This is a genomic window from Mycobacterium farcinogenes (assembly GCF_019739075.1).
GTDB lineage: Bacteria > Actinomycetota > Actinomycetes > Mycobacteriales > Mycobacteriaceae > Mycobacterium > Mycobacterium senegalense.
In genome coordinates this window covers 3,113,211-3,137,480 of the sequence record NZ_CP081673.1, presented here as the reverse complement: position 1 = coordinate 3,137,480, position 24,270 = coordinate 3,113,211, and the positions used below count along the sequence as shown (strand labels likewise).

Sequence of the window (24,270 nt, the reverse complement as noted above, 5' to 3'; positions counted from 1 at the left end):
AACCCATGAGCACCGACATCGATACCGCCCAAGAACGCAAACGCCCGGGCCGCCCAGCCGGGCCGTCGGACCGACGTGAGCGGATCTTGGCCAGTGCGCGGGAGTTGTTCGCCCGCAACGGAATCGACAAGACATCGATTCGCGCCATCGCGTCCGACGCCGGAGTGGACGCGGCCCTGGTGCATCACTACTTCGGCACCAAGACCCAACTGTTCGCCGCCGCGATTCACATCCCGATCGACCCCATGACGGTGATCGGGCAGCTGAAACAGGTGCCCGTCGAGCAGATCGGGCACACCCTTCCGTCAATCTTGTTGCCGCTGTGGGATTCCGAGATCGGCAAAGGTTTCGTGGCTACCCTGCGTTCGATCCTGGCTGGTAACGACGTATCGCTGGTTCGGTCGTTCCTACAGGAAGTCATCATCGGCGAGATCGGGCCGCGGGTGGACAACCCGCCCGGTAGCTCGCGGGTGCGCATCCAGTTCGTCGCCTCGCAACTGGTCGGGGTCGCGATGGCGCGCTACATCCTGGAACTGGAGCCCTTCGCCACGTTGCCGGTGGAGCAGATCGTCGAAACCATCGCACCGACCCTGCAGCGCTACCTCACCGGAGAACTACCCGGACTCCCCTGACCCCGCCAGGTTCAGCAGCCGCTGATGCTCGGTGTCGTCGTCGATGGCCACCGCCTCGTCGACCAGCAGCACCGGGATACCGTCCTCGATCCGGTAGGCCCGCCGCAGCCGTGGGTTGTAGAGCCAGTCCGTTCCCGCGAGCAGCAACGGCCCGCGGTCCTGCGGGCAGACCAGAATGCTCAGAAGCTTGTCGTCGACCACCACGTGAAGCTAGCCCAGCGGAATCTGGATGCCACCACTAGGTCCGGGCTGCACCCCTGCCCCGCCCGGAATGGGCGCGATGCCACCCGGGAACTGGCCCACCCCGGGGTTGAGACCACTCTGCTGCGGAAGCTGGGCCTGAGACTGCGCCTGCAACTTGCGCTGGTAGGACAACGTGCTCTTGAGCGCGTTGATCAGCGGTACCTGATTGGGGCGCTTGTCGAGCGCTTCGGTGATCGCCTCGCGGTTGGCGTTCGACGGCTTGTAACCCTGCTGACGCAACTTCAGGATGTCGTGGATGAGCGTCGAGATCTGTCCGCCGCCCTCGCCGGTGTCGTAGTCCTTGGCGATGATGGCCAGCGCTTCGTCGGCCGTCATCTGCCGGGGCGCGGGAGCATCTGCCTGGGGTGTCGGCTCGGCGGGATCCGCCGCGGCCGTCGGCGCACCCACGCCCGCCAGCAGCCCCACGGCCAGCGCACCGCCCGTCATCGCGCCGGTGACGACCCGACGCCAGCTGTGCCTACCCGATCCCGATGCCATCGATCCTCCAGTCGTTCGCCGTCTGCCGGAGCGTAACAGCGCAGTCCAACCCCGGCACGCCGCCGACAAACCGGCCTAATCCGTTTCCGGCTCGTCGTGGGCGACACCCGCGACGAGTTCGGCGCGGCTGGCCGCCGTCAGCTTCCTGTACGTCCCTGTATCGGCATCGAAGTACCAGCAGTTACGCCGACCCGGTTTCGGGATGCCCGCGGCCCGCAACGGACCGATCAGCGGACGGTACGAGGCGCCGAGTTCCATATCGGGCACCACGTGCACGACGTCGGGCGGGCAACCCGCCGCCAGATCGTCCAATGCGTGGGTCAGATCGGCGGTCGGCACGCTGCCGCCCGGCCGCAGCGCCAGGGCCGTGACCGCCAACTGCCGCCCCGCTTCCTCCACTCCGTACGTCACCGACATGTCGACCGCGTCGAGGCGACCGACCGCGTCGTTGACGCTCGTCGCGAACACCGGACCCCGCTCAGTCCGGATCACCGCGCCACGGTTGTCGACCAGCCAATAGTCACCGTCCTCGTCGCGACGGAACAGGAACTCCGTGGACACCCACGTATCGGCCGGCGCGAACACGCCCCGCTTGACCACGGCCGTGGGATCCACCGGGCCCCGCGGATGAGCCAGCAGGACGCCGACCTCGTTGGCCTCCGCCTTACGGACGAAGCCTTGGTCGTCCTCCAGGATCAGGTCGTCGTCGGCGTCGTAGGCGGCAAGTTCGACGGTGCCGCTGCCCGGCAGCGGACGCCCCTTACTGCCGATCTTGGCGCCCGAGACATTGGCCAACACGGCCTGCCCGTCGGTGGTGGCGAAGAACTCCACCACCTGGGCCGGCTCGAACACGTCGACCACGCGCTTCCACAGGCCCGCAGGCATACCGGAGCCGATGAACAACCGCACGGGGTGGCTGCCGGTGAGCGAGAACGACGGATCGTCGATGACCTCCCGCAGCATGGCCCAGGTGTAGGACACGACAGTCACGCCGTACTGCCGGATCTCCTGCAAGAAGCGGTCGGGCTGCAGCCCGCGGGACAGCGCGATGCGCGAACCGCCGACCACCGCACCACCCAGGCTGACCAGCAGGCCGGACTGGTGATGCAGCGGGGTCAGGCAGTAGACCGTGTCGCCGCGGCCGAGGTTGGCGGCCGAGGCGGTGCCGAACGCCGACAGCGCCCACCGGAAGTTGGTGATCTGGCGGGCCACAAGTTCACCGCCGACTTCACTGAACGCCACGAACGCCAGGTCGCGGGCCAGGCCCGGGTTGGGCCGGTACCAGCCCGGCAGCTCGACGACGTCGGGGTCGATCTTCTCCATGTCGACGATCGAATCGACGTCGTCGTACTGCTCCAGATGCAGATCACGGCTCTCACCGCCGCCGAGAACCAGCACCCGGGTGTCCAGTTCGCGGGCCACGGCGAGGTGGCTCGGGTCGGCGATGATCTCGGCCACGCCGCCGAGCCGGGCCGCCTCGGCCAGATCCGCTTCGGGCAGCAGCACGGCCACCGCACCCAACCGGGACAGCGCCGCGATCGCGACCAGCGCGCTGGGCCGGGTGTCCATCAGGACCCCGACCCGGGCACCCTGGCGCACCCCGACGTTTATCAGGCCGCGCACCACGTTGTTGATCCGGCGATCCACCGCCTCGTAGGTGTGGACCCGGCCGTCGAACAGCAGCGCCTCACCGTTGGGCGCGCTGCGGGCCTGCTCACTCATGATGCGGCCGAGCGAGATGCGGGTGTGATCGTTGACCTGACCCAACCGGGCCAGGCGCGGCAGGGTCCGCGCCGTCTCGATGACCAGAGTCCGGGCGTTCTTGTTCGCCGCGACCAGCGCATCGGCCGCCGAACGGGCCACCCCGAACGCCATCTCGGTGGCCGCGGTGGCTCCGTGGGTGACGCGGGTCGAGAACGACACTCCACCCTCGGGATGATCCGCCGGCTGAGCCTCCATCGGAACGACGCCTTCCGGCATCTCTTCTCCGCCAAGCCATTTCACCCACTGCGCCACCGTCGGCCAGGTCTGACTGGAAGCCTTCGAGCCCACGACCAAACCGAAATGGCCTGCCCGGATCAGATATTCGTAGACATCCGCATCCGGCGCAGCCCGCTTGATCCCGCGGACCGCTGCCGGCTGGCCGATGTCGTCGACCTCGCCGACCACTGCGAGGATCGGGCAGTCGATGTCCGACAGTGTCACCAGATCACCGTGGACGGAGAAGCCGCCGGTGATCATGCGGTTGTGCGCGATGAACTGCTTCAGCAGTTCGGAGATCGCCGGCCCGGACCACGCGATCCAGCCCTCCGACGACAGGAATCGGCGCTGCTGCTCACGTGGCAGCAGCGCTTCGCGGTCGTGCAACTGACGCAGGAACTCCAGCCGCGATTGAGCCGTCTTGATCGGGTCGAGCATCTGAAAACCGGTACGGGCCAACCAACCCGGAATGTCGATGCGGCTGAACACGTGATCGGCCATGAAATCCGCCGCGCCGGCGGCGACGCCCGCCGGCAGGTTCATCGGCAGCGCGGCCAGGGTGTCGACCGGAGAGCCGAAGGCGATGATGCTGGCCAGATCCTTGGACCGCCGGTAGGCCGCCGCCTGATAGGCGAACATCCCGCCCTGCGAATAACCGGCCAGGTGCACGTCGCGACCGGTGACTTCCTTGACGATGTCGATCGCCTCCGACAACGCCACCACGTGATCGGCGAGGTTGCGCTGCATGCCGCCCTCGACCTTGTCAGGTGAGCCGAAGTCGATCACCCAGGGGTCGATGCCCGCCGCGTGCAGAATGCCGACCGCGCCGTCGTCACGCGTCACGTCCCACATGTCGGCCGACATCATCATCGGATGCACCATCAGCACCGGGGGACGCGGATCCTGGGCACCGGGGCGAACGTCGGGTGGAAAGTACCGCCGCAGCCGGTACATCGGCACGCTCTGGATGATCTGGAAAGGCGATGGGACCGAACCGGTCTCCAAGCCCCCGTAGCGCAGCACCTCCAGACCGTTCTGCGCGGTCGCCAGCAACCGCTCGACCGGCTTGGTCACTGCCGAGAAATCCACCAGCCTGCTCCCCACATCGCGACTCGCCCCGACCCCCGATTGACGTGGTCATCATGGCACAGCAGCAACCAATCCCTGACGTGATCACTCTCATGCCTGCGACGGCCCCATGCGGTGCCGGTGCCGGCCCCGCCGAACGATAGGGTCGGCGGCGATGGCTCACCTGCTCGGGGGCGAAACCCTGCATCTGGAGTACCCCACCGGGGTGGTGTTCGACTCGGTCACCGTCGGTGTCAGCGAAGGCGACCGGATCGGCATCGTCGGCCGCAACGGCGACGGAAAGTCAACGCTGCTGGGCATGCTGACCGGCCGCATCACCCCGCACGGCGGTCGCGTGACGCGACGCAGCGGACTTCGCGTCGGATCCCTGGACCAGACCGACACACTCGACCCGGACCACACGGTGGGCTGGTCGCTGGTCGGAGACCGGCCCGAGCACGAGTGGGCCGGCGACGCCCGGATCCGGGACGTGATCGGCGGTCTGGTGGCCGACATCGGTTTCGACGCGCCCGTATCGACGTTGTCGGGCGGCCAGCGCAGGCGCGTGCAACTGGCCGCGCTGCTGATCGACGACTGGGACGTCATCGCACTCGACGAGCCGACCAACCATCTCGACATCCAGGGCATCACGTGGCTGGCCGCCCACATCAAGCAGCGGTGGGCGCGGGGCGCCGGCGGGCTGTTGCTGATCACCCACGACCGCTGGTTCCTCGACGAAGTCGCCACCACCACCTGGGAGGTGCACGACCGGATCGTGGAGCCGTTCGAGGGCGGCTACGCGGCATACGTGTTGCAGCGCGTCGAACGCGACCGGCAGGCCGCCTCGATCGAAGCCAAGCGGCAGAACCTGATGCGCAAAGAGCTGGCCTGGTTGCGTCGCGGTGCTCCGGCCCGCACCTCCAAACCCAAGTTCCGGATCGACGCCGCCAACGCCCTCATCTCCGACGTCCCGCCGTTGCGCAACACCGTCGAGTTGTCCCGGCTGGCCACCGCGCGGCTGGGCAAGGACGTGATCGACCTGCTCGACGTGTCGGTGCGGTACCCCGGATCCGAGCAAGAAGTGTTGCGCGACATCGAATGGCGCATCGGGCCCGGCGAGCGCACCGGAATCGTCGGCGCCAACGGAGCCGGCAAATCAACGCTGCTCGGCCTCATCGCCGGGACCGTGACACCGACCTCCGGCCGGGTCAAACGCGGTAAGACCGTTCGCCTTTCGATCCTCGATCAGCAGTCCAGCGAGCTCGACGCGGTAGCCGGCGACATGGTCCGTGAGGTGATCGGGCGGCTACAGACCAGCTATCAGGTCGACGGAAAAGACCTCACCCCTGCACAACTGCTGGAGCGGCTCGGCTTCGCGCGCGATCAACTGTCGACCCGAGTTGGCGAGCTGTCCGGCGGCCAACGCCGCCGGCTGCAGCTCATGCTGGTGGTCCTCTCTGAGCCGAACGTGCTGGTGCTCGACGAACCCACCAACGATGTGGACACCGACATGCTGACCGCCACCGAGGATCTGCTCGACTCCTGGCCGGGCACGCTGATCGTGGTGTCGCACGACCGGTATCTGCTCGAGCGCGTCACCGATCAGCAGTACGCCATCCTCGACGGCCGGCTGCGGCACCTCCCGGGCGGGGTAGACGAGTACCTGAGGTTGACCGAGCAACGCGAGGCTGCCCCGGCAGCATCTGCGCCACGCCCCGAAACCGCCCCGGCCCAGGCGAAGTCGGGTGCCGAGCTGCGCGCTGTGGAGAAGGAGATCTCCTCGATCGACCGCTCGCTGGCCAAGCTGTCCGACCGGATCTCCGGCAAGCACGACGAATTGGCCGCCCACGACCAGTCCGACCACGTCGGGCTCGGCAAGCTCACCGCCGAGCTGCGCGAACTGGAGGCTCAGGTGACCGAGCTCGAAGCGCGCTGGATGGAGCTGTCCGAACTGCTGGAGTAGCCCTACCCGAGGACCCGCGTCAGAAAGGCGGATTGGTCGGCGATGACCCGGTCGCGGACGTCGTCGGCGTAGAACTCGAAGTGGCCGACCGGGTACTCGAGCAGTTCGCCCTGTGGTGCGGCCGCGGCCAGTGCAGCGACCCTCTCGGGTGTGGTCTCGGCGTCTTCGGTTCCCATGCACACCAGCAGTGGGCACCTCACCCGAGCCGCGAAATCGATTGGCCGGTATCGCATCATCTCGATGAGGGCACGCGGCGCCACCTGATTACGCCACGTCGGGCTGACCATGCCCGCCACGGCCCGCTGCGCACCTTCACCCGTCATCACCGCCAACTCGCCCGGCGCGCCGACGGCCGGGATGTAGCGCGGCTGCCGGTGCAGCATGCCGCGGCACCAGTCCTCGGCCATGACTGCGAGCAGGCGCAGAGTCGACAGCGGTGAACGACCCTGCACCCGGCGGGGAAAACCGTTGAACGGGATCTGGGCGATCACGGCGGCGATCTCGTGGTCGCGTGCGGCCGCCGCCACCACGTGGCCACCACCGAGCGAGGTGCCCCACAACGCGATACGGGCAGGGTCGACGTCATCGACGCCACGGGCGCAGGCCACCGCGGCCGCGATGTCGGCCAGTTGTCTCCCGATGCTGACGACCTGTCGCGGCCGGCCGCCGCTTTCGCCGAAGCTGCGGTAATCGAAGGTCAGCGTGTGAAATCCGGCGGCTGCGAACGCTTCCGCGGCGGCCAGCACGGCGGGCGTGTCCTGGGTGCCGCCAAAGCCTGTGCACAACACGACGCACGGGCCGGGCCGCCGGTCCGACTTCCGCAGGTAGCCGACACAACGGTCACCACCGACATCGAAGACGACTTGTCCCGCCACGCCTACGACGGTACGGAAGGCCTTCGCAGAGGGCTACCGGCTCAACCGGATCCGCAACTCTTCCATCGCGTTGCGCACAACCCCGAGCTGCTTGGCCACCTGAACAGGCGCGGTACCGCCCCGGGCGTTGCGTGCGTTCACCGAGCCCTCGACCGTCAGCACCTCGCGCACCTGGCCGGTGAGTGCGGGATTGATCGCGGCGAATTCGTCGTCGGTGAGCTCGTCGAGCCCGACGCCTCGACCCTCGGCGGCCTGCACCGCGGCACCTGCGGCCTCATGGGCGACGCGGAACGGAACACCTTGGCGGACCATCCATTCGGCGATGTCAGTGGCCAGCGTGTAACCGGCCGGCGCCAGCGCGGCCATCCGGGACTCATCGAACGTCAGCGTGCCCACCAGACCGGCCATCGCCGGCAACAGCAGCTCCAATTGGGCCACCGAGTCGAAGACCGGTTCCTTGTCTTCCTGCAGGTCCCGGTTGTAGGCCAGCGGCTGCGCCTTGAGGGTGGCCAGCAAGCCGGTGAGGTTGCCGATCAGCCGCCCGGACTTGCCGCGGGCCAGTTCCGCGATATCCGGATTCTTCTTCTGCGGCATGATCGAACTACCGGTCGACCAGGCGTCGTGCAGCGTGACGTACCCGAATTCGGTCGTGCTCCACAGGATGATGTCCTCGGCGAGCCGGGACAGGTCCACGCCGATCTGGGCGAAGACGAATGCTGCCTCTGCGGCGAAGTCTCGCGCCGCGGTGGCGTCGACGGAATTGTCTGCGGCCGAGGCGAATCCGAGATCCGCGGCGATGGCGTCGGGGTCCAGGCCGAGCGATGAGCCCGCCAGCGCACCCGACCCGTACGGCGAGACCGCGGTGCGATCGTCGAAATCGGCGAGCCGGTCGACGTTGCGCAACAGCGGATGGGCGTGGGCCAGCAGATGATGGGCGAGCAGGATGGGCTGGGCGGCCTGCAGATGCGTCTTGCCGGGCATGATCGCGGTCGGATGCGCCGCGGCCTGGGTGGCCAGTGCGTTGACCACCTCGAGCACGCCGTCGGCGACCCGGCGGGCCGCGTCGCGCAGCCACATCCGGAACAGCGTGGCCACCTGGTCGTTACGCGAACGGCCGGCGCGCAACCGCCCACCCAGGTCCGGTCCGACCCGGTCGATCAGGCCGCGCTCCAGCGCGCCGTGCACATCCTCGTCGGTGACCAATGGCTCGAAACTGCCGTCGGCGACGTCGGAACCCAAGCTGTCCAGCCCCGCGAGCAACCCGTCGCGCTGCTCATCGGTCAGTAGCCCGGCCCGGTGCAGCACGCGGGCATGGGCCTTGGAGGCGGTGATGTCGTACGGTGCCAGCACCCAGTCGAAATGCGTCGACTTGCTCAGGGCGGCAAGGGCGGCCGAGGGGCCGTCGGCGAACCGGCCGCCCCACAACGAGCCCTCGTTGGTGGTTCCGTCGTTGGTGCTCATGTCCGTTCCTTCCGCGAGCAGACGCTTATGTACCCGACACACCGAAGTTTTGGGGACATTAGCGTCTGCTCGCGAGTAGAGGTGACCTAGAGGCCCAGGTCGCGCTTGGCCGAGATCTTGGAGCTCAGGCCGTGCAGCTGCACGAAGCCCTTGGCCGCGCTCTGATCGAAGCTGTCGCCCTCGTCATAGGTGGCGAGGTTGAAGTCGTACAGCGACTCACCGGAGCGCCGGCCGTTGACGATGATGGCCCCGGCGTGCAGCACCAGCCGGATGTCGCCGGAGACGTGCTGCTGGGTGTGTTCGACGAACGCCTCCAGCGAGCGCTTCAGCGGGCTGAACCACAGGCCGTCGTAGGTGAGCTCGCCCCACTTCTGGTCCACGCCGCGCTTGTACCGGCCCAGCTCGCGTTCCAGGGTCACGTGCTCGAGCTCGGTGTGCGCGGTGATCAGCACCATCGCCCCCGGGGCCTCGTAGATCTCGCGGCTCTTGATGCCGACCAGCCGGTCCTCGACCACATCGAGGCGGCCCACGCCCTGGGCACCGGCCCGGGTGTTGAGCTCCTGGATGATCTCCAGCACGCTGAGCGGACGACCGTCGATCGCGATCGGGCGGCCCTTGTCGAAGCTGATGATCAGCTCGTCGGGGGCGTTGAAGTTGACCGTCGGGTCCTGGGTGTAGTCGTAGACGTCCTTGGTCGGGGCGTTCCACAGGTCCTCGAGGAACCCGGTCTCCACCGCGCGGCCCCACACGTTCTGGTCGATCGAGAACGGCGAGCGCTTGGTGACGTTGATCGGGATCGCGTTCTCCTCGGCGAACGCGATGGCCTTCTCGCGGGTCCAGGCGTAGTCGCGGACCGGCGCGATGACGTCCAGTTCGGGTGCCAGCGAGGCGAACCCGACCTCGAAGCGCACCTGGTCGTTGCCCTTGCCGGTGCAGCCGTGCGCGACGACGGTGCCGCCGTGGGCACGCGCGGCATCGACCAGATGCTTGACGATCAGGGGACGGCTGATGGCCGACACCAGCGGGTAGCGGTCCATGTAGAGCGCGTTGGCCTTGATGGTCGGCAGGCAGTACTCGTCGGCGAACTCGTTGCGGGCGTCCACCACGACCGCCTCGACCGCACCGCAGTCCAGGGCGCGCTGACGGACGACCTCCATGTCCTCGCCGCCCTGACCGAGATCGATGGCGACGGCGACGACCTCTTTGCCGGTCTCCTTGCCGATCCAGCTGATCGCGACCGAGGTGTCCAGACCTCCGGAGTACGCCAGGATGACGCGTTCGGACATGAGCAATCTCCTTGTTTTGGGCTCTACTTCAAGTTTTCGATGGTGTTGGCAAGTTCGGCCCCGGTCATCGGGTCGCGCGCCACCACCAGGATGGTGTCGTCACCGGCGACGGTGCCGACCACATATGGCAGGGCGGCGCGATCGAGCGCGCTGGCCAGGTAATGCGCGGCCCCGGGTGGGGTGCGCAGCACGGCAAGGTTAGCGCTGGCGTCGGTCGAGACCAGCAACTCCCCCAACAACCGGGTCAACCGTTCGGTGCCGCCGGACACACCCCGCACCGGACTGCCGTCCTCGGGGATGATGTACGCGCCGGCCCCACCGTCGGCACCACGCAGTTTCACCGCGCCGAGTTCCTCCAGGTCCCGCGACAGCGTGGCCTGGGTGACCTCGATGCCTTCCTGGCCCAGCAGCGCGGCCAGTTCGGTCTGGCTGCTCACCTGCCTGGATGCCAGCAGGGCGATGATGCGGGCCTGACGGCCGGCGCGGGTCGGGGCGCTCACGTCAGGCTCGCTCCAGCAGCCACACCAGCATGGCCTTCTGCGCGTGCAGCCGGTTCTCGGCCTCGTCGAACACCGCACTCTGCGGGCCGTCGATCACCTCGTCGGTGATCTCGTGGCCGCGGTGCGCCGGAAGGCAGTGCAGCACAATGGCTTCCGAGTCGGCACGCTTGAGCAGGTCGGCGTTGACCTGGAACGGGCGGAAGGGCCGCACCCGGTCGAGACCGTCGTTCTCCTGGCCCATCGAGGTCCAGGTGTCGGTGACGAGCACGTCGGCCCCGTCGGCGCCGGCCTGGGCGTCGTCGGTGAGGGTGACGGTCGCCCCGGTCTCGGCGGCGCGGCGCTTGGCGGCGTCGACGAAGTGCGGGTCCGGTTCGAATCCGGCGGGCGCGGCGATGGTGACGTGGATGCCCGCGGTGACCCCGCCCAGCATCAGCGAGTGAGCCATGTTGTTGGCGCCGTCGCCCAGGTACGTCATCCGCAGGCCCTTGAGCTTGCCCCGGCGCTCGGCCAGCGTCTGCAGGTCGGCCAGCACCTGGCAGGGGTGGAACTCGTCGGACAGCGCGTTGACGATCGGCACCGTCGATCCCGAGGCCATGGCCGTCAGCCGCTCCTGGGCGAAGGTGCGCCACACGATGGCGTCGACGTAGCGGGACAGCACCGCGCCGGTGTCCTCAAGGGTCTCCTCGCGGCCCAGCTGGGTGCTGCGGCCGTCGACGACGACCGCATGGCCACCGAGTTGGGCGATGCCCATCTCGAACGAGAACCGGGTGCGGGTCGAGTTCTTCTCGAAGATCACCGCGACGCCGCGCGGCCCCTCCAGCGGACGCCGCGAGAACGGCGCCTTCTTCAGCTCGGCGGCCAGCGCGAGCACCTCGGCCTGCTCGTCGGGCGACAGATCGTCGTCGCGCAGGAAATGGCGGATCATGAGTCAGCCTCCACAGCGGTGTCGAGAACGGCGGGCAGAGCGGACAGGAACGTCTCGATCTGCGGTTCTGTGATGATCAGCGGCGGCGCCAGCCGGATCACGTCGGCGGCCGCGGCGTTGACCAGGAAGCCGGCGTCGCGGGCGGCGGCCTCGACGGCCTTGGCGCTCGGCGCGGTCAACACCACGCCCTGCAGCAGGCCCTTGCCGCGGACGTGGTCGACGAGCGGATGGCCCAGCTCCTCGATGCCGTGGCTCAGCGTCTTGCCGAGCACCCCGGCCCGAGCGATCAGGTCCCCGTCGGCGAGCGCCTTGAGCACCGCCAGCGCGGCGGCGGTGCACACCGGGTTGCCTCCGAACGTGCTGCCGTGCAGTCCCGGGGTGAGCAGGTCACCGGCCGCGCCGATGGCCAGGCAGGCACCGATCGGCAGCCCGCCGCCGAGCCCCTTGGCCAGCGTGACGATGTCGGGCGTGATGCCGTCGTGCTGGTGGGCGTAGAACGCGCCGGTACGCCCGACGCCGGTCTGTACCTCGTCGAGAACCAGCAGGGCGCCGTTCTTGGTGGTGATGTCCCGGGCCGCTGCCAGGTAGCCGGCCGGCGGGACGACGACACCGCCCTCCCCCATGATCGGTTCCAGGAACACCGCGGCGGTATCCGAATCGACCGCGGCGGCAAGGGCTTCGACGTCGCCGTAGGGCACGTGGGTGACGTTGCCGGGCAGCGGCTCGAAGGGTGCCTGCTTGGTGGGCTGGCCGGTGAGCGCCAGCGATCCCATGGTGCGGCCATGGAAAGCGCCTTGGGCGGCAACGATATTGGTCTTGCCGGTGAGCCGGGTGATCTTGAAGGCCACCTCGTTTGCCTCGGTGCCCGAGTTGCAGAAGAACGCTCGAGCTTGGGTTCCCAGATGTCCGACGAGCGCCTCGGCCAGCGCGATGCCCGGCTCGGTCGCATACAGGTTGGAGGTGTGGCCCAGCGTGTTGAGCTGCGCGGTGACGGCTTCGATCACCGCGGGGTGGCGGTGCCCGAGCAGGTTGACCGCGATGCCGCCCAGCAGGTCCAGGTAGGACTTGCCGTCGGTGTCGGTCACCACGGCGCCGTCACCGCTGGCCAGCGCCAGCGGCGGGGTGCCGTAGTTGTTCATCATCACCGCTTGCCAACGGTCCTGCAATGTCTTCTGCCCCGGGTCGCTTCGCTCCTGCCCGCCGGATGTCACTTCGCCACCACCTTGGTTCCGGTTCCTTCATCGGTGAAAAGCTCGACGAGCACACAGTGTTCGACGCGGCCGTCGATCACGTGCGCGCTCGGCACTCCGCCGGCCACCGCCCGCAGGCAGGCTTCGATCTTGGGCACCATGCCCGATTCGAGCCTGGGCAGCAGTTGGGTCAGTGCGGCGGTGTCGATCTCGCTGACCAGTGAGGAACGGTCCGGCCAGTCGGTGTAGAGACCCTCCACGTCGGTGAGCATGATCAGCTTCTCGGCCCCCAGCGCCTCGGCCAGGGCGGCGGCCGCGGTGTCGGCGTTGATGTTGTGCACCACGCCGTCGGCATCGGGCCCGATGGTCGAGACCACCGGGATCCGGCCGGCGGCAATGAGATCCAGCAGTGATTCGGCGTTGACGTACTCGACGTCGCCGACCAGCCCGATGTCGGTGGCCACACCGTCGACGGTGACGCTGCGCCGCACCGCGGTGAACAGGTGCGCGTCCTCACCGGTGAGGCCCACCGCGTACGGGCCGTGGGCATTGATCAGGTTGACCAGCTCCCGGCCCACCTGGCCGAACAACACCATGCGCGCCACATCGAGCACCTCGGGTGTGGTGACCCGAAAGCCGCCCTTGAAATCGCCTGCAATACCGAGCCTTTTGAGCATGGCACTGATCTGCGGGCCGCCGCCGTGCACCACGACCGGCTTGATACCGCAGTTGCGCAGGAACACCATGTCGGCGGCGAAGGCGGCCTTGAGGGTGTCGTCGGTCATCGCATTGCCGCCGTATTTGACGACGACGATCTGGCCGTGCAACTGCTTGAGCCACGGCAATGCCGAGGCGAGCACCTGGGCCTTGACGCCGCGCTCGATCGGTTGGCTCATGAGCTGTAGGCCGAGTTCTCTTCGACGTAGGCGTGGGACAGGTCCGTGGTCCTGATGGTGGCACTGCCGCTTCCCACTGCCAGGTCCACCACCACGGCGATGTCTTCACCTGAGAGATCGACCTCACGGGCACCGGCAGCACCGGCACCGTCGATGCACACCGGAGAACCGTTGAACGACACGCTGATCCGCTCCGGATCAAGCTTCACCGGCGCGATACCGACCGCGGCCAGCACCCGGCCCCAGTTGGGGTCGGAGCCGAACAGCGCCGTCTTGACCAGGCTGTCACGGGCGATGACCCGCGCCGCGACGAGCGCGTCGTCCTCGGTGTCGGCGCCGGTCACGGTGATGTCGATGCGCTTGGTGACGCCCTCGGCGTCGGCCTGCAACTGCGCGCACAGGTCGTCGCAGACCCGCAGCACGGCCTCGTTGAGATCGTCCTGGCTGGGGGCGATCTCGCTGGCACCCGACGCGAGCAGCAGCACGGTGTCGTTGGTCGAGCAGCTGCCGTCGACGTCGAGCCGATCGAAGGTCAGCTTCGCGGCCCGCTTGAGCGCCGTGTCCAGTGCGGCGGCGTCCGCGACCGCGTCGGTGGTCAGCACCACCAGCATGGTGGCCAGCGACGGCGCCAGCATGCCCGCGCCTTTGGCCATCCCGCCGACGGTCCAGTTCTCCCCCGACTCCACCGAATGGTGCAGCGCGACCTGTTTCGGCACGGTGTCGGTGGTCATGATGGCCCGGGCTGCGTCGTCGCCGCCGGTCAGGCCGCCGGCGATCTCGTGCACGATCTCGGTCACGCCGGCCAGCACCTTGTCCATCGGCAACCGGTCACCGATCAGGCCCGTCGAACACACCGCGACCTCGATAGCACCGGTCTCGGTGCCCCAGTCACTCAGCGCGGAGGCGACGGCCTCGGCGGTCGCGTGCGTGTCCTGGAATCCCAGCGGGCCGGTGCACGCGTTGGCGCCGCCCGAGTTGAGGATCACCGCACGCAGCCGGCCGGTGGTCAGCACCTGCTGCGACCACTGCACGGGTGCGGCCTTGATCTTGTTGCGGGTGAACACACCCGCGGCGGCATAGTCCGGGCCCTCGTTGAACACCAGGGCCAGGTCGGGCGCACCGGACGCCTTGATACCGGCGGCGATTCCGGCGGCCCGGAAACCGGCCGGGGCGGTGACGCCCTGGGTGCGTACCAGCTTGGCCGTCTGTGCCGACTGAGATGCCATTGTCGCCTCCGGCTCCGGTGTCACGGTGCCACTCCCACGATCGAAAGTCCTTCGGTTTCCGGCCAGCCCAGCGCCAGGTTCATCGACTGCACCGCGGCGCCGCCGGTGCCCTTGGTGAGGTTGTCGATGGCGGCGATGGCCACCAGTGTCTTCGCCTGCTCATCGACGCCGACCTGAATCTGCGCGGCGTTGCTGCCGATCACCGAACCGGTCTTGGGCAGTTGCCCGTCGGGCAGCAGGTGGATGAACGGCTCTGCACCGTAAGCCTTTTCATAGGCCGCCCGGATCTCGGCCGCCGACGCCTCGGTGTGCGCGGTGCACGTCGCCAGGATGCCGCGGGCGGTGGGGATCAGCACCGGGGTGAACGAGACAGTGACATCCTTGTCGGTCACCGACCGCAGTCCCTGGGCGATCTCCGGGGTGTGCCGGTGCTTGCCGGCGATGTTGTAGGCGCGGGCCGAGCCGATCACTTCGGAGCCCAGCAGGTCGACCTTGGCGGACTTGCCCGCCCCCGAGGTGCCGCTGACCGCGACGACGGTGACGGCCGGCTCGACGAGGTCCGCGGCCACGGCCGGCAGCAGCGCCAGCAGCGCGGCGGTCGGATAGCAGCCCGGGACGGCGACCCGCTTGGTGCCCTTGAGCCGGTCCCGGCCGCCGGGCAGTTCGGGCAGACCGTAGGGCCAGCTGCCGGCGTGCGCCGAACCGTAGAACTTCTCCCAATCCGCGGCGTCGGTGAGCCGGAAGTCGGCTCCACAGTCGATGATCAAGGTGTCCGGGCCCAGCTGTTCGGCCAGCGCGGCGGAATGGCCGTGCGGCAGCCCCAGGAACACCACGTCATGGCCGGCCAGCACGACGGCGTCGGTGGGCTCGAGGACTCGAGACGCCAGCGGCAGCAGGTGCGGGTGATGCTCGGCCATCGTCGTCCCGGCGCTGGAGGCCGCGGTCAACGCCCCGATGGTCAACCGGCCGTCAGCGTAGGCCGGATGCCCGAGCAGTAATCGCAGGATCTCTCCGCCGGCGTAGCCGCTGGCGCCGGCTACCGCTATCGAAGTCATGCAGCGATTCTGCATTGTTATGCATGCAGATGCAAATTCATTAATCCTCAGCTCCGCGAGCGTGCGGGTCTGCTCCTCGACACGCCGGGGACCACCGACGGTACCGGCACCCTCACCGCGGGCGAGCGTGCACAGAATGCTGACGGACCGGGGCGTGTCGGGCGACAGACACGCACGCTCGCGGTGCTGGGGTGACGGGTCAGGTCAGCCGCGCAGAACAGCCCCGACACGGTCACCGGCCACCGCGACGGCGGCGTCACGGGCAGCGCTGGCCTCGTCCTCGGTCAGGGTGCGGTCGGCAGCCCGGAACCGTAGCGCCAGGGTCAGGGATTTGCGCCCCTCCCCGATCTGCGGGCCGGTGTAGACGTCGAACAGCCGGACGTCCTCCAACAGGTCACCGGCCCCGTCGCGGACGGCGGCAACAACCGCAGCCGACGCGACCTCAGCATCGACGACCACGCTGATGTCCTGGAACACCGCCGGGAACGGTGACACCTTCGGCGCAGGCAGGGTCTCGACGATCGGCACCGCGTCGAGGTCGAGTTCGACCGCACACGCGCCCTTGGGCAGGCCGGTCCGTTCGATGACCGCGGGATGCAGCTGGCCGGCGTAGCCGACGACCGTGTCGCCGACGAGCACCTCGGCGCAGCGACCCGGATGCCACGGCAGTTCCTGGGCCGCACGCAGGGTGAACTCCACCCCGGCGGCGCGGCCGATCACGCGTACCGCCTCGAACGCATCGGACGCCTCGACAGGACGTCCCGGACCCCACGGTCCGGCGGGCTCGCGCAGCCCGGCAAGCACCGCGGCGACGTGTTGCGGCTGACGCGGCAGCGAGGCGTCCAGTCCGGCGATCTCGTCGTCGGTGGGTCTGCGGTCGTTCGGGATCCGCTCGACGGCCCGGGTCTCGGCGGTGGGGTGCACCACCTGCTGGATCGCGAACAATGCGACGTCAGCAGTGCCACGGGATACGTTGCGGCCCAAGGCTTCCAAAAGCCCCGGCAGCAACGTGGTGGCCAGCTGTGGCCGGTCGGCCTCCAGCGGGTTGAGCACCTTGGTGGCGTTGCGGCGCGGATCCTCGGCAGCCAGGCCCCAGGCGTCGAACACGCCCGCGGGCAGGAACGGAGTGGGCAGGACCTCGACGAACCCGGCCAGTGCCAGTGACTTTCCGATGGCCCGGCGCCGCTTCTGCACAGCGGACAGGCCGCGCCCGGCCGGCGCGGTCGGCAGCACCGACGGAATGGACTCGAGCCCTTCCAGCCGCAGTACCTCCTCGACGAGGTCGGCACGCTGACGCAGATCCGGCCGCCAACTGGGCGGGGTGACGGCCAGCGGGTCCGAACCGGTCACCTCGGCACCGATCTGGGCGAGCCGCCGCGCCGTGGTGCCCGCGGCGTATTCCACGCCCGCAGTGCGATCGGGCAGGTCGGCCGGGATCTCGATGGTCGGCTGCGACCAGTCGGTGCGGTCGTCGGCACGCCAGTCCGTCAGCTTCGGCTCGACGCGTCCGCCGGCGATCTCTGCCAGCAGGCTCGCGCAACGGTCAAGTGCGGCAACCGAAATGGCCGGATCGACCGAACGTTCGTAGCGACGGCCGGCCTCGCTGGCCAGGTGTAGCCGACGCTGGGTGCGCGACACCGCGGCCGGATCCCACACCGCCGCTTCCAGCAGCACGTCGGCGGTGGAATCGCGCACCTCGGTGGTGCCCGCGCCCATCACGCCACCGATCGCGGCGGTCGCGACGTCGTCGACGATCAACACGTCGGCCGAATTCAAGGTGCGCTCGACATCGTCGAGGGTGATGACCTTCTCACCGTCGCGGGCGAACCGCACCGCGAAACCACCGGTGATCAGGCTGCTGTCGTGCGCGTGCATCGGATGGCCGATTTCGAGCATGACGTAGTTGGTCACGTCGACGGCCGGTGAGATGGCGCGGATGCCGCTGAGCATCAACCGCCGCTGCATCCACCACGGTGACACGGCGGTTGGATCGATGCCGGTGACCGGCCGCAACCCGAAGCGCTGCACCCCGGTTCCGGGCTCGACGGTCAGCGGCCAGGCTTCGCCTTCGGCAGGCAGCGGCGCCACATCGGCCAGGTCGACGAAGTCCAGGTCGTGGGCACAGGCGATCTCGCGCGCCAGGCCGCGGACCGACAGGCAGTAGCCGCGGTCCGGCGTGATCGCCAGGTGGAACACCACGTCGTCGAGACCGAGGATGTCGGCGGCCGGGGTACCCGGTTCGGCAGTGCCCTCGGGCAGCACCAGGATGCCGGCCCCCTCGACGCCCAGGTTCATCTCCGACGCCGAGCAGATCATGCCGTCGGACACCCGGCCGTAGGTCTTGCGGGTGGCGATCTTGAAATCGCCGGGCAGGACGGTGCCGGGCAGGGCCACCACAACCAGGTCGCCGACCGCGAAATTCGTTGCCCCACAAACGATGTCACGCGGCTCAGGCTCACCGACATCGACCTTGCAGGCCCGGATCGGCTTCTTGAACTCGGTGAGCTCCTCGATCTCGGCGACCCGGCCGACGGTCAGCGGGCCGCTGACCGGGCCGGCCGGGATGATCTCCTCGACCTCGTGGCCGATCCGGATGAACGTCTGCTCGAGTTCCTCGACCGACACGTCCCAATCCGGCGCACCGGCACGGACGGCTTCACGCAACCAGCTGAAAGGGATTCGCATCAGGCACCGACCCCGAACGGCAGGGAGAACCGGACGTCACCCTCGACCATGTCGCGCATGTCAGGAATTCCGTTGCGGAACTGCAGGGTTCGCTCCAATCCCATACCGAAGGCAAATCCGGAGTAGACGTCGGGGTCGATACCGCAGGCGCGCAATACATTCGGGTTGACCATGCCGCAGCCACCCCATTCGACCCAGCCGGGGCCACCCTTCTTACCGGGGAACCAGATGTCCACCTCGGCGGACGGCTCGGTGAACGGGAAGAAGTGCGGCCGGAACCGGGTGCGGCCCTCCGGGCCGAACTGGGCCCGCGCGAACGCGTCCAGCGTGCCGCGCAGGTGCGCCATGGTCAGACCCTTGTCCACCGCCAGCCCCTCCACCTGGTGGAACACCGGGGTGTGCGTCGAGTCCAGCTCATCGGTGCGGAAGGTCCGCCCGATCGAGACGATGTAGACGGGCAGCTCGCGCTCGAGCAGCGCCCGGATCTGCACGGGCGAGGTGTGGGTACGCAGCACCTGGCGCGAACCGTCGGGTGCGACCTGGAAGGTGTCCTGCTCGCTGCGGGCCGGGTGATCGGGCGGGAAGTTCAGCGCGTCGAAGTTGAACTGTTCGGTTTCGACCTCAGGGCCCTCGGCCAGTTCCCAGCCCATCGCGACGAAGGTGTCGGCGACGTTCTCGGCCAGGATCGTGATCGGGTGCCGGGCACCGACGGGCTGCCGTGTCGAGGGCAGCGTCACGTCGATGCGTTCGGCGACCAGCACGGCGGCGTCGCGCTCGGCGCGAAGCGCGGCCAGCCGTTCGTCGTACGCACGCTGAGCCTCGCCGCGAGCGACGTTGACGCGTTTGCCGGCATCGGCGCGGTCGGCCTTCGGCAGGGTTGCCAAGGACTGTCGGGCCAGGGCGATCGGGGCACGGTCGCCGAGGTGCTCGGTCTTGGCGCGCGCCAGCGCGTCGAGGTCACCGGCCAGCTCGAAGGCATGCCGGGCCGCACTGACGGCTTTGGTCAGGGCATCTTCTGAGAGATCACTTGGCTGCTCAGCCACCCGGCGATCATAGGCGATCGGCCATTCGCTCCCCGAATGCGTTTCCCACTCGTCAGTTTGGCGACTGCCGCGCGGTTCGGACCCGGTACATCACCAGGTCGTCGGGCACGCCGTCGGACTTGTTCGAGAACATCTGCCGCCGTTGACGTTTGACGCCGGCCCCGAGGCCGGCCAGTTGCTCCTCGGAGATCCCCTCCAGTGTGGTGTGCGACACCATGATCCCGCCGGTGCCGGCCCGCGCCATCACCCGGGCCGCGATGTTGACGTCGACGCCGAGCCAGTCGGACCCGATGCGCTGCGGACGTCCGGTGTGAATACCGACCCGCATACGCGGCGCATAGCCGTCCAGGTCGATGCTCTTCACCCCGTCGAGCGCCACGAGCATCGCCGCAAGGGCGGTATCCGGGTCGGAGAACACCGCCATCATGCCGTCGCCCATGCGTTTGACGATGTGGCCGCCGGCTTCCAGAACCGGCGGCTCGATCACCTGTGCCACGCGGCGCAGCAGGCGCAGTGTGGCGTCGTCGCCCGACCTGAGCGACCACGACGAGAATCCGACGAGGTCGGTGAACACCAGCGTCACCTCGGGATTGGCCGGAGTTCCCGAGACCCGTTCGGTCAGCGCCTGCCACACCTGCAACGCACCGAGGCTCACCTCCCGCGAGGCGGCGTCGCGGTCCAGGAGCCGGTCGGCCATCCGCGCCGCTGCCCGCGGACCTCCGTCACCCGACACCGAGAGCCGGTCACCGAAGTCGGGATCCCCGGGAAGTGACCGACGGACCCGACGGACCAGATCGACGACGGCGGGGCTGCGGTTGGCGTTCTGCAGCCACCCCAGCGGTCCCGGCAACCCGGGTGTCCGCACTGGGCGCTGTTGCGGCGCGGGCTCGACATCCCCGACTCGGCCGGACGGGTCATCGAACGGCTCGCCATCCACAGCGCAAGACTAAGTGGCCCGCTCACCGGGCGGCAATCACGCGGCGAGCGGGTTTGCCCACACTCCCCGGCCGGCCGACAACCGAGCTGGTCACAGCGCTGTGGCGCGACGATAGCCGGCGAATAACAGTGCGCGACGACGCGCCGCGACCCTCATAGACAACATGCGTTGTCACTACTATCGTGGGCGCCAGCTGTGATTCACGTCATGACGAGTCAACGAGGACGCAATGACCACACGAACCACCATCACCGCCGAGCACGACCCGCTCGGTCCCGATTCGCTGACCTGGAAATACTTCGGTGACCTGCGCACCGGGATGCTGGGCGTATGGATCGGCGCGATCCAGAACATGTACCCGGAACTCGGCGCCGGAGTCGAGGAGCATTCGATCCTGCTCCGTGAACCGCTGCAGCGGGTGGCCCGGTCCGTGTATCCGATCATGGGGGTGGTCTACGACGGCGACCGTGCGGCAGACACCGGCGCGCAGATCAAGGGCTTTCACACCACGATCAAGGGAGTGGACGGCCAGGGGCGCCGTTACCACGCGCTGAACCCGGAGACGTTCTACTGGGCACACGCCACGTTCTTCATGTTGATCATCAAGACCGCCGAATATTTCTGCGGCGGCCTCACCGAGGCCGAAAAACAGCAGCTGTTCGACGAACACGTGCAGTGGTATCGCATGTACGGCATGAGTATGCGTCCGGTCCCCAACAGCTGGGAGGAGTTCCAGGAGTACTGGGACGCCAAGTGCCGCGACGAGCTCGAGATCAACCGGGCCACCCTCGACATCTTCACCATCCGGATCCCCAAGCCGTGGTTCGTGCTGATGCCGACTCCGGTATGGGACCAGCTGTTCAAACCCCTTGTCGGAGCACAACGCTGGATCGCGGCCGGCCTGTTCGACCCGGCGGTCCGGGAGAAGGCCGGCATGCGGTGGACGCCCGGCGACGAAGTGCTGCTGCGAATCTTCGGCAAGGTGGTCGAACTGGCGTTCATCGCCGTGCCCGACGAGATCAGGCTGCACCCGCGCGCGTTGTCGGCGTACCGACGCGCGGCCGGGAAGCTACCCGCCGACGGCCCCCTGGTGGAAGCACCGAGTTTCATGGCCCCGCCACGCGACCGCCGAGGGCTGCCGATGCACTACTCGCCGCGCCACAAGACCCTGCTGGACCGGGCCGGCGCGCTGGTGCACACGACGTTCTCGCTGCCGGCGCTGCGGCGGCCCGCCCGCCGCCCTGCCGCCTGAGTTTTGACACGTGTCTAAGCTGTCGAGATGCTTGATTGGTCTGATGTAGACATCGCTGTCCGGGACGCAGTTCGTGAGTTCGTGGACAAGGAGATCCGGCCCCATCTCGACGAACTCGAGAGCGGCGACCTGGAGCCGTACCCGATCGTGCGAAAGTTGTTCTCCACGTTCGGCATCGACACTATGGCCAAGGAATCGCTGGACAAGCGGCTGGAGAAGCTGCGCAGCGGCGACACCAAGCCCTCGGGCGCCCGGGGCGGAATGTTCGGCGGCAGCGGATCCCCGGGTATGGGATTCGTCCTGATCAGCGAACTCTGCCGGGTGTCGATGGGCCTGGTCACCGGCTTGGGCGTCAGCCTCGGCCTGACCGTGTCGACCATCCAGAGCCGCGGCACCCTGGCCCAGCAGGAACGCTGGCTGCCCGGTCTGGTGACCTACGAGAAGATCGGCGCGTGGGCGATCACCGAACCCGATTCGGGCTCGGATGCCTTCGGCGGCATGAAGTCCTACGTCACCCGCGATGGTGACGACTACATCCTCAACGGCCAGAAGACCTTCATCACCAACGGGCCCGACGCCGACGTCGTGGTGGTCTACGCGAAATTGGACGAAGGCGATGGCGCGGACAAGCGCAACCGGAAGGTGCTGACCTTCGTCCTCGACCGCGGCATGGAGGGCTTCGTGCAGTCGAAGCCGTTCCGCAAGATGGGCATTCACTCATCGCGCACCGGCGAGCTGTTCTTCAACAACGTCCGTCTGGGCCGCGACCGACTGCTCGGCGAGACCGAAGGCTCCGAGACCGCGGACGGCGTCGACGAGGGCCGGGCCAGTGCCCGGTCGAACTTCTCGGCCGAACGTATCGGGGTGGCCGCGATGGCCCTGGGCGTGATCGAGGAATGCCTGCGCTTGAGCGTCGACTACGCCAAGAGCCGCACCCTGTGGGGCCAGGAGATCAGCCAGTTCCAGCTGATCCAGCTCAAGCTCGCCAACATGGAAGTGGCCCGGATGAACGTGCGCAACATGCTGTTCCGCGTCATCGAATCCGCTGAGAAGGGCGCGCCGATCTCTCTGGCCGAGGCCTCGGCGATCAAGTGGTACTGCTCGCAGGCGGCCACCGACGTGGCGATGGAAGCCGTGCAGCTGTTCGGCGGCAACGGCTACATGACCGAGTACCGGGTGGAACAGCTGGCACGCGATGCCAAGTCGCTGATGATCTACGCCGGCAGCAACGAAGTGCAGATCACCCACGTGGCTCGGGGGCTGCTCAGTTAGCGCTATCCCTGGATCATTTCGCGACCCGGGTGCGCCGCGCGCCACCCGGCCATCGCGGCATCCCAGTCGTCACCGTCGAGTGCGGTGAGCGAGGCCGGGAACAGCCCGTCTTCCTCTTTGGCGATGTGGACATAGAGCTCCTCGACCTCCCGGCGCACCCGGTCCTGATCGGCGGGATCGGTCACGTCTGCCACCTCGAGGAAGGCGGCGAGCTCGCGGTGTTCGGCCACCAGCGGGTCGATGTGCTCGGCGTAGAGCTCGTCGGTGTGCATCACGGCGAACAGTCCGTTCTCCTCGCCCTGCCAGTGGGAACGCAACTCGTCGAACATCGCTGCCACGAGTCTGCGGGCGGCGTCCAGGTCGCCACGGTCCAGGGCGCGCACCGCTTCACGGCCGTGATCGACCGCCCGCTCGTGCTCGGCGATGTAGTCCCGGATCAGGGGCATCTCGCGGCAGCCGCAGTACTGGCACATGGCTCGACCTTAGACCGGTCGGATGGGCCTCCACGGGTGAAGCGCGCGACCGCTAACCGGCGCGGTGGGCGCGAGCGCTCTGATAGAGACAGATCGATGCCGCGGACGAGATGTTGAGACTTTCGGACTGCCCGGGCATCGGAATGTGCACGCGATGGTCGGCTGCGACCGCCAATTCGGTTGGCAGGCCATGGGCTTCGGGGCCGAACAGCCACGCGGTGGGCGGCGTGAGATCGAGGTCGTCGAGGCTTACTTCACCGTCGATCGTGGTGGCCAGCACTTGCAGGCCGGCGGCTTGCAACCGTGCCACAGTTGCGGCCTCGTCGGGCTCGCTGATCACCGGCAGTGAGAAGATGCTGCCGGCCGACGCCCGTAGGCATTTGCTGTTGTAGGGGTCGACGCTGTTACCGGCCAGCACCACCGCATCGGCACCCATCGCGTCGGCACTGCGGATCAACGTACCGGCGTTACCGGGTTCGGAGATCTGCACGGGCACCGCGACCAACCGCGGGGCGTCGGCCAGAACGTCGTCGAGGCTGACTTCCGGCAGCCGGCACACGGCCACCAGGCCGACCGGGGTGACGGTGTCCGACAACGCTTTCGCGGCCCGCTCGGTGACCAGCTGCACCGGCGTATCGGCCAGCAGCGAACCGAAGCGCTCCAGGGCGACCTCCGTCGCGAACACCTCGGAAACGAGTCCGCGCCGCAACGCGGCCTCGACGAGGTTGGGACCCTCGGCAAGGAAACGTGCGGCGCGGCGGCGCCCGATGTGGCGCTGCAGTTTGACCGCAGCAACCACCCGGGCAGAAC

At 68.3% G+C, this 24,270-nt stretch carries 21 protein-coding genes; 4 read left to right on the top strand and 17 right to left on the bottom strand.

The window, feature by feature from the left end:
- Nucleotides 1-5: 5 nt before the first annotated feature.
- The gene (locus K6L26_RS14800; RefSeq protein ID WP_064899601.1) at nucleotides 6-632 is read left to right on the top strand and encodes a TetR/AcrR family transcriptional regulator; all 627 of its coding nucleotides are present in this window, start codon (nucleotides 6-8) and stop codon (nucleotides 630-632) included.
- On the opposite strand, the gene K6L26_RS14795 is transcribed toward K6L26_RS14800, so the two are convergent.
- The 3 genes from K6L26_RS14795 to K6L26_RS14785 form a co-directional block, all read right to left on the bottom strand.
- Nucleotides 615-833 carry a Trm112 family protein gene (locus K6L26_RS14795; RefSeq protein WP_036394364.1) on the bottom strand — a complete coding sequence of 73 codons (219 nt, stop codon included), beginning with the start codon at nucleotides 831-833 and terminating at the stop codon, nucleotides 615-617. The genes K6L26_RS14800 and K6L26_RS14795 overlap by 18 nt on opposite strands.
- A gap of 9 nt (nucleotides 834-842) precedes the next feature.
- Nucleotides 843-1,373: a hypothetical protein gene (locus tag K6L26_RS14790; protein WP_036394106.1), complete on the bottom strand. Its 531-nt coding sequence runs from the start codon at nucleotides 1,371-1,373 to the stop codon at nucleotides 843-845.
- 75 nt (nucleotides 1,374-1,448) lie between these two features.
- Nucleotides 1,449-4,442 (bottom strand): acyl-CoA synthetase, encoded by a 2,994-nt coding sequence (locus tag K6L26_RS14785; protein WP_019344991.1) that lies wholly within the window; start codon nucleotides 4,440-4,442, stop codon nucleotides 1,449-1,451.
- Between the two features lie 154 nt (nucleotides 4,443-4,596).
- On the opposite strand from K6L26_RS14785, the gene K6L26_RS14780 reads away from it, so the two are divergent.
- Complete coding sequence (locus K6L26_RS14780) at nucleotides 4,597-6,384, top strand: ABC-F family ATP-binding cassette domain-containing protein (RefSeq protein ID WP_019344990.1); 1,788 nt, start codon at nucleotides 4,597-4,599, stop codon at nucleotides 6,382-6,384.
- A gap of 2 nt (nucleotides 6,385-6,386) precedes the next feature.
- Here K6L26_RS14780 and K6L26_RS14775 read toward each other — a convergent pair whose 3' ends face one another.
- The 12 genes from K6L26_RS14775 to K6L26_RS14720 form a co-directional block, all read right to left on the bottom strand.
- Entirely contained in the window at nucleotides 6,387-7,259 is an 873-nt protein-coding gene (locus tag K6L26_RS14775; protein WP_047037956.1) for an alpha/beta hydrolase, read from the bottom strand.
- Nucleotides 7,260-7,292: 33 nt separating this feature from the next.
- Nucleotides 7,293-8,720: an argininosuccinate lyase gene (gene argH / locus K6L26_RS14770; protein WP_019347352.1), complete on the bottom strand. Its 1,428-nt coding sequence runs from the start codon at nucleotides 8,718-8,720 to the stop codon at nucleotides 7,293-7,295.
- Between the two features lie 86 nt (nucleotides 8,721-8,806).
- Complete coding sequence (locus K6L26_RS14765; RefSeq protein WP_019347353.1) at nucleotides 8,807-10,006, bottom strand: argininosuccinate synthase; 1,200 nt, start codon at nucleotides 10,004-10,006, stop codon at nucleotides 8,807-8,809.
- A 23-nt stretch (nucleotides 10,007-10,029) separates the two neighbouring features.
- On the bottom strand, nucleotides 10,030-10,506 hold the full coding sequence (locus K6L26_RS14760) for an arginine repressor (protein ID WP_019347354.1): 477 nt from the start codon (nucleotides 10,504-10,506) through the stop codon (nucleotides 10,030-10,032).
- Between the two features lies 1 nt (nucleotide 10,507).
- On the bottom strand, nucleotides 10,508-11,431 hold the full coding sequence (argF, locus tag K6L26_RS14755) for an ornithine carbamoyltransferase (RefSeq protein WP_064899603.1): 924 nt from the start codon (nucleotides 11,429-11,431) through the stop codon (nucleotides 10,508-10,510).
- A complete protein-coding gene (locus tag K6L26_RS14750; RefSeq protein ID WP_064899605.1) occupies nucleotides 11,428-12,642 on the bottom strand; it encodes an acetylornithine transaminase in 1,215 nt (404 codons plus the stop codon). Before K6L26_RS14750 ends, argF begins: the two co-directional genes overlap by 4 nt.
- Complete coding sequence (gene argB, locus K6L26_RS14745; RefSeq protein ID WP_019347357.1) at nucleotides 12,639-13,517, bottom strand: acetylglutamate kinase; 879 nt, start codon at nucleotides 13,515-13,517, stop codon at nucleotides 12,639-12,641. The genes K6L26_RS14750 and argB overlap by 4 nt, the downstream gene beginning before the upstream one ends.
- A complete protein-coding gene (gene argJ / locus K6L26_RS14740; protein ID WP_036394362.1) occupies nucleotides 13,514-14,743 on the bottom strand; it encodes a bifunctional glutamate N-acetyltransferase/amino-acid acetyltransferase ArgJ in 1,230 nt (409 codons plus the stop codon). The genes argB and argJ overlap by 4 nt, the downstream gene beginning before the upstream one ends.
- Before the next feature lie 20 nt (nucleotides 14,744-14,763).
- Nucleotides 14,764-15,798, bottom strand: a complete 1,035-nt coding sequence (gene argC, locus K6L26_RS14735) for an N-acetyl-gamma-glutamyl-phosphate reductase (RefSeq protein WP_064899607.1) — start codon at nucleotides 15,796-15,798, stop codon at nucleotides 14,764-14,766.
- Nucleotides 15,799-16,002: 204 nt separating this feature from the next.
- Nucleotides 16,003-18,483: a phenylalanine--tRNA ligase subunit beta gene (gene pheT, locus K6L26_RS14730; RefSeq protein WP_064899608.1), complete on the bottom strand. Its 2,481-nt coding sequence runs from the start codon at nucleotides 18,481-18,483 to the stop codon at nucleotides 16,003-16,005.
- Nucleotides 18,483-19,526 (bottom strand): phenylalanine--tRNA ligase subunit alpha, encoded by a 1,044-nt coding sequence (gene pheS / locus K6L26_RS14725; RefSeq protein ID WP_036394095.1) that lies wholly within the window; start codon nucleotides 19,524-19,526, stop codon nucleotides 18,483-18,485. Before pheS ends, pheT begins: the two co-directional genes overlap by 1 nt.
- Before the next feature lie 52 nt (nucleotides 19,527-19,578).
- Entirely contained in the window at nucleotides 19,579-20,463 is an 885-nt protein-coding gene (locus K6L26_RS14720; protein WP_019343434.1) for an adenylate/guanylate cyclase domain-containing protein, read from the bottom strand.
- 229 nt (nucleotides 20,464-20,692) lie between these two features.
- Here K6L26_RS14720 and K6L26_RS14715 point away from each other — a divergent pair, with 229 nt between their 5' ends.
- Both K6L26_RS14715 and K6L26_RS14710 read left to right on the top strand, forming a co-directional pair.
- Nucleotides 20,693-21,715, top strand: coding sequence for an oxygenase MpaB family protein (locus K6L26_RS14715; protein ID WP_019343433.1), 1,023 nt, complete (start codon nucleotides 20,693-20,695; stop codon nucleotides 21,713-21,715).
- A gap of 27 nt (nucleotides 21,716-21,742) precedes the next feature.
- Nucleotides 21,743-22,987 (top strand): acyl-CoA dehydrogenase family protein, encoded by a 1,245-nt coding sequence (locus K6L26_RS14710; RefSeq protein ID WP_019343432.1) that lies wholly within the window; start codon nucleotides 21,743-21,745, stop codon nucleotides 22,985-22,987.
- Nucleotides 22,988-22,989: 2 nt separating this feature from the next.
- Here K6L26_RS14710 and K6L26_RS14705 read toward each other — a convergent pair whose 3' ends face one another.
- Together K6L26_RS14705 and K6L26_RS14700 are read right to left on the bottom strand one after the other, a co-directional pair.
- A complete protein-coding gene (locus tag K6L26_RS14705) occupies nucleotides 22,990-23,460 on the bottom strand; it encodes a hemerythrin domain-containing protein (protein WP_019343431.1) in 471 nt (156 codons plus the stop codon).
- A gap of 52 nt (nucleotides 23,461-23,512) precedes the next feature.
- Complete coding sequence (locus K6L26_RS14700; protein ID WP_019343430.1) at nucleotides 23,513-24,259, bottom strand: TrmH family RNA methyltransferase; 747 nt, start codon at nucleotides 24,257-24,259, stop codon at nucleotides 23,513-23,515.
- Nucleotides 24,260-24,270: the final 11 nt, after the last annotated feature.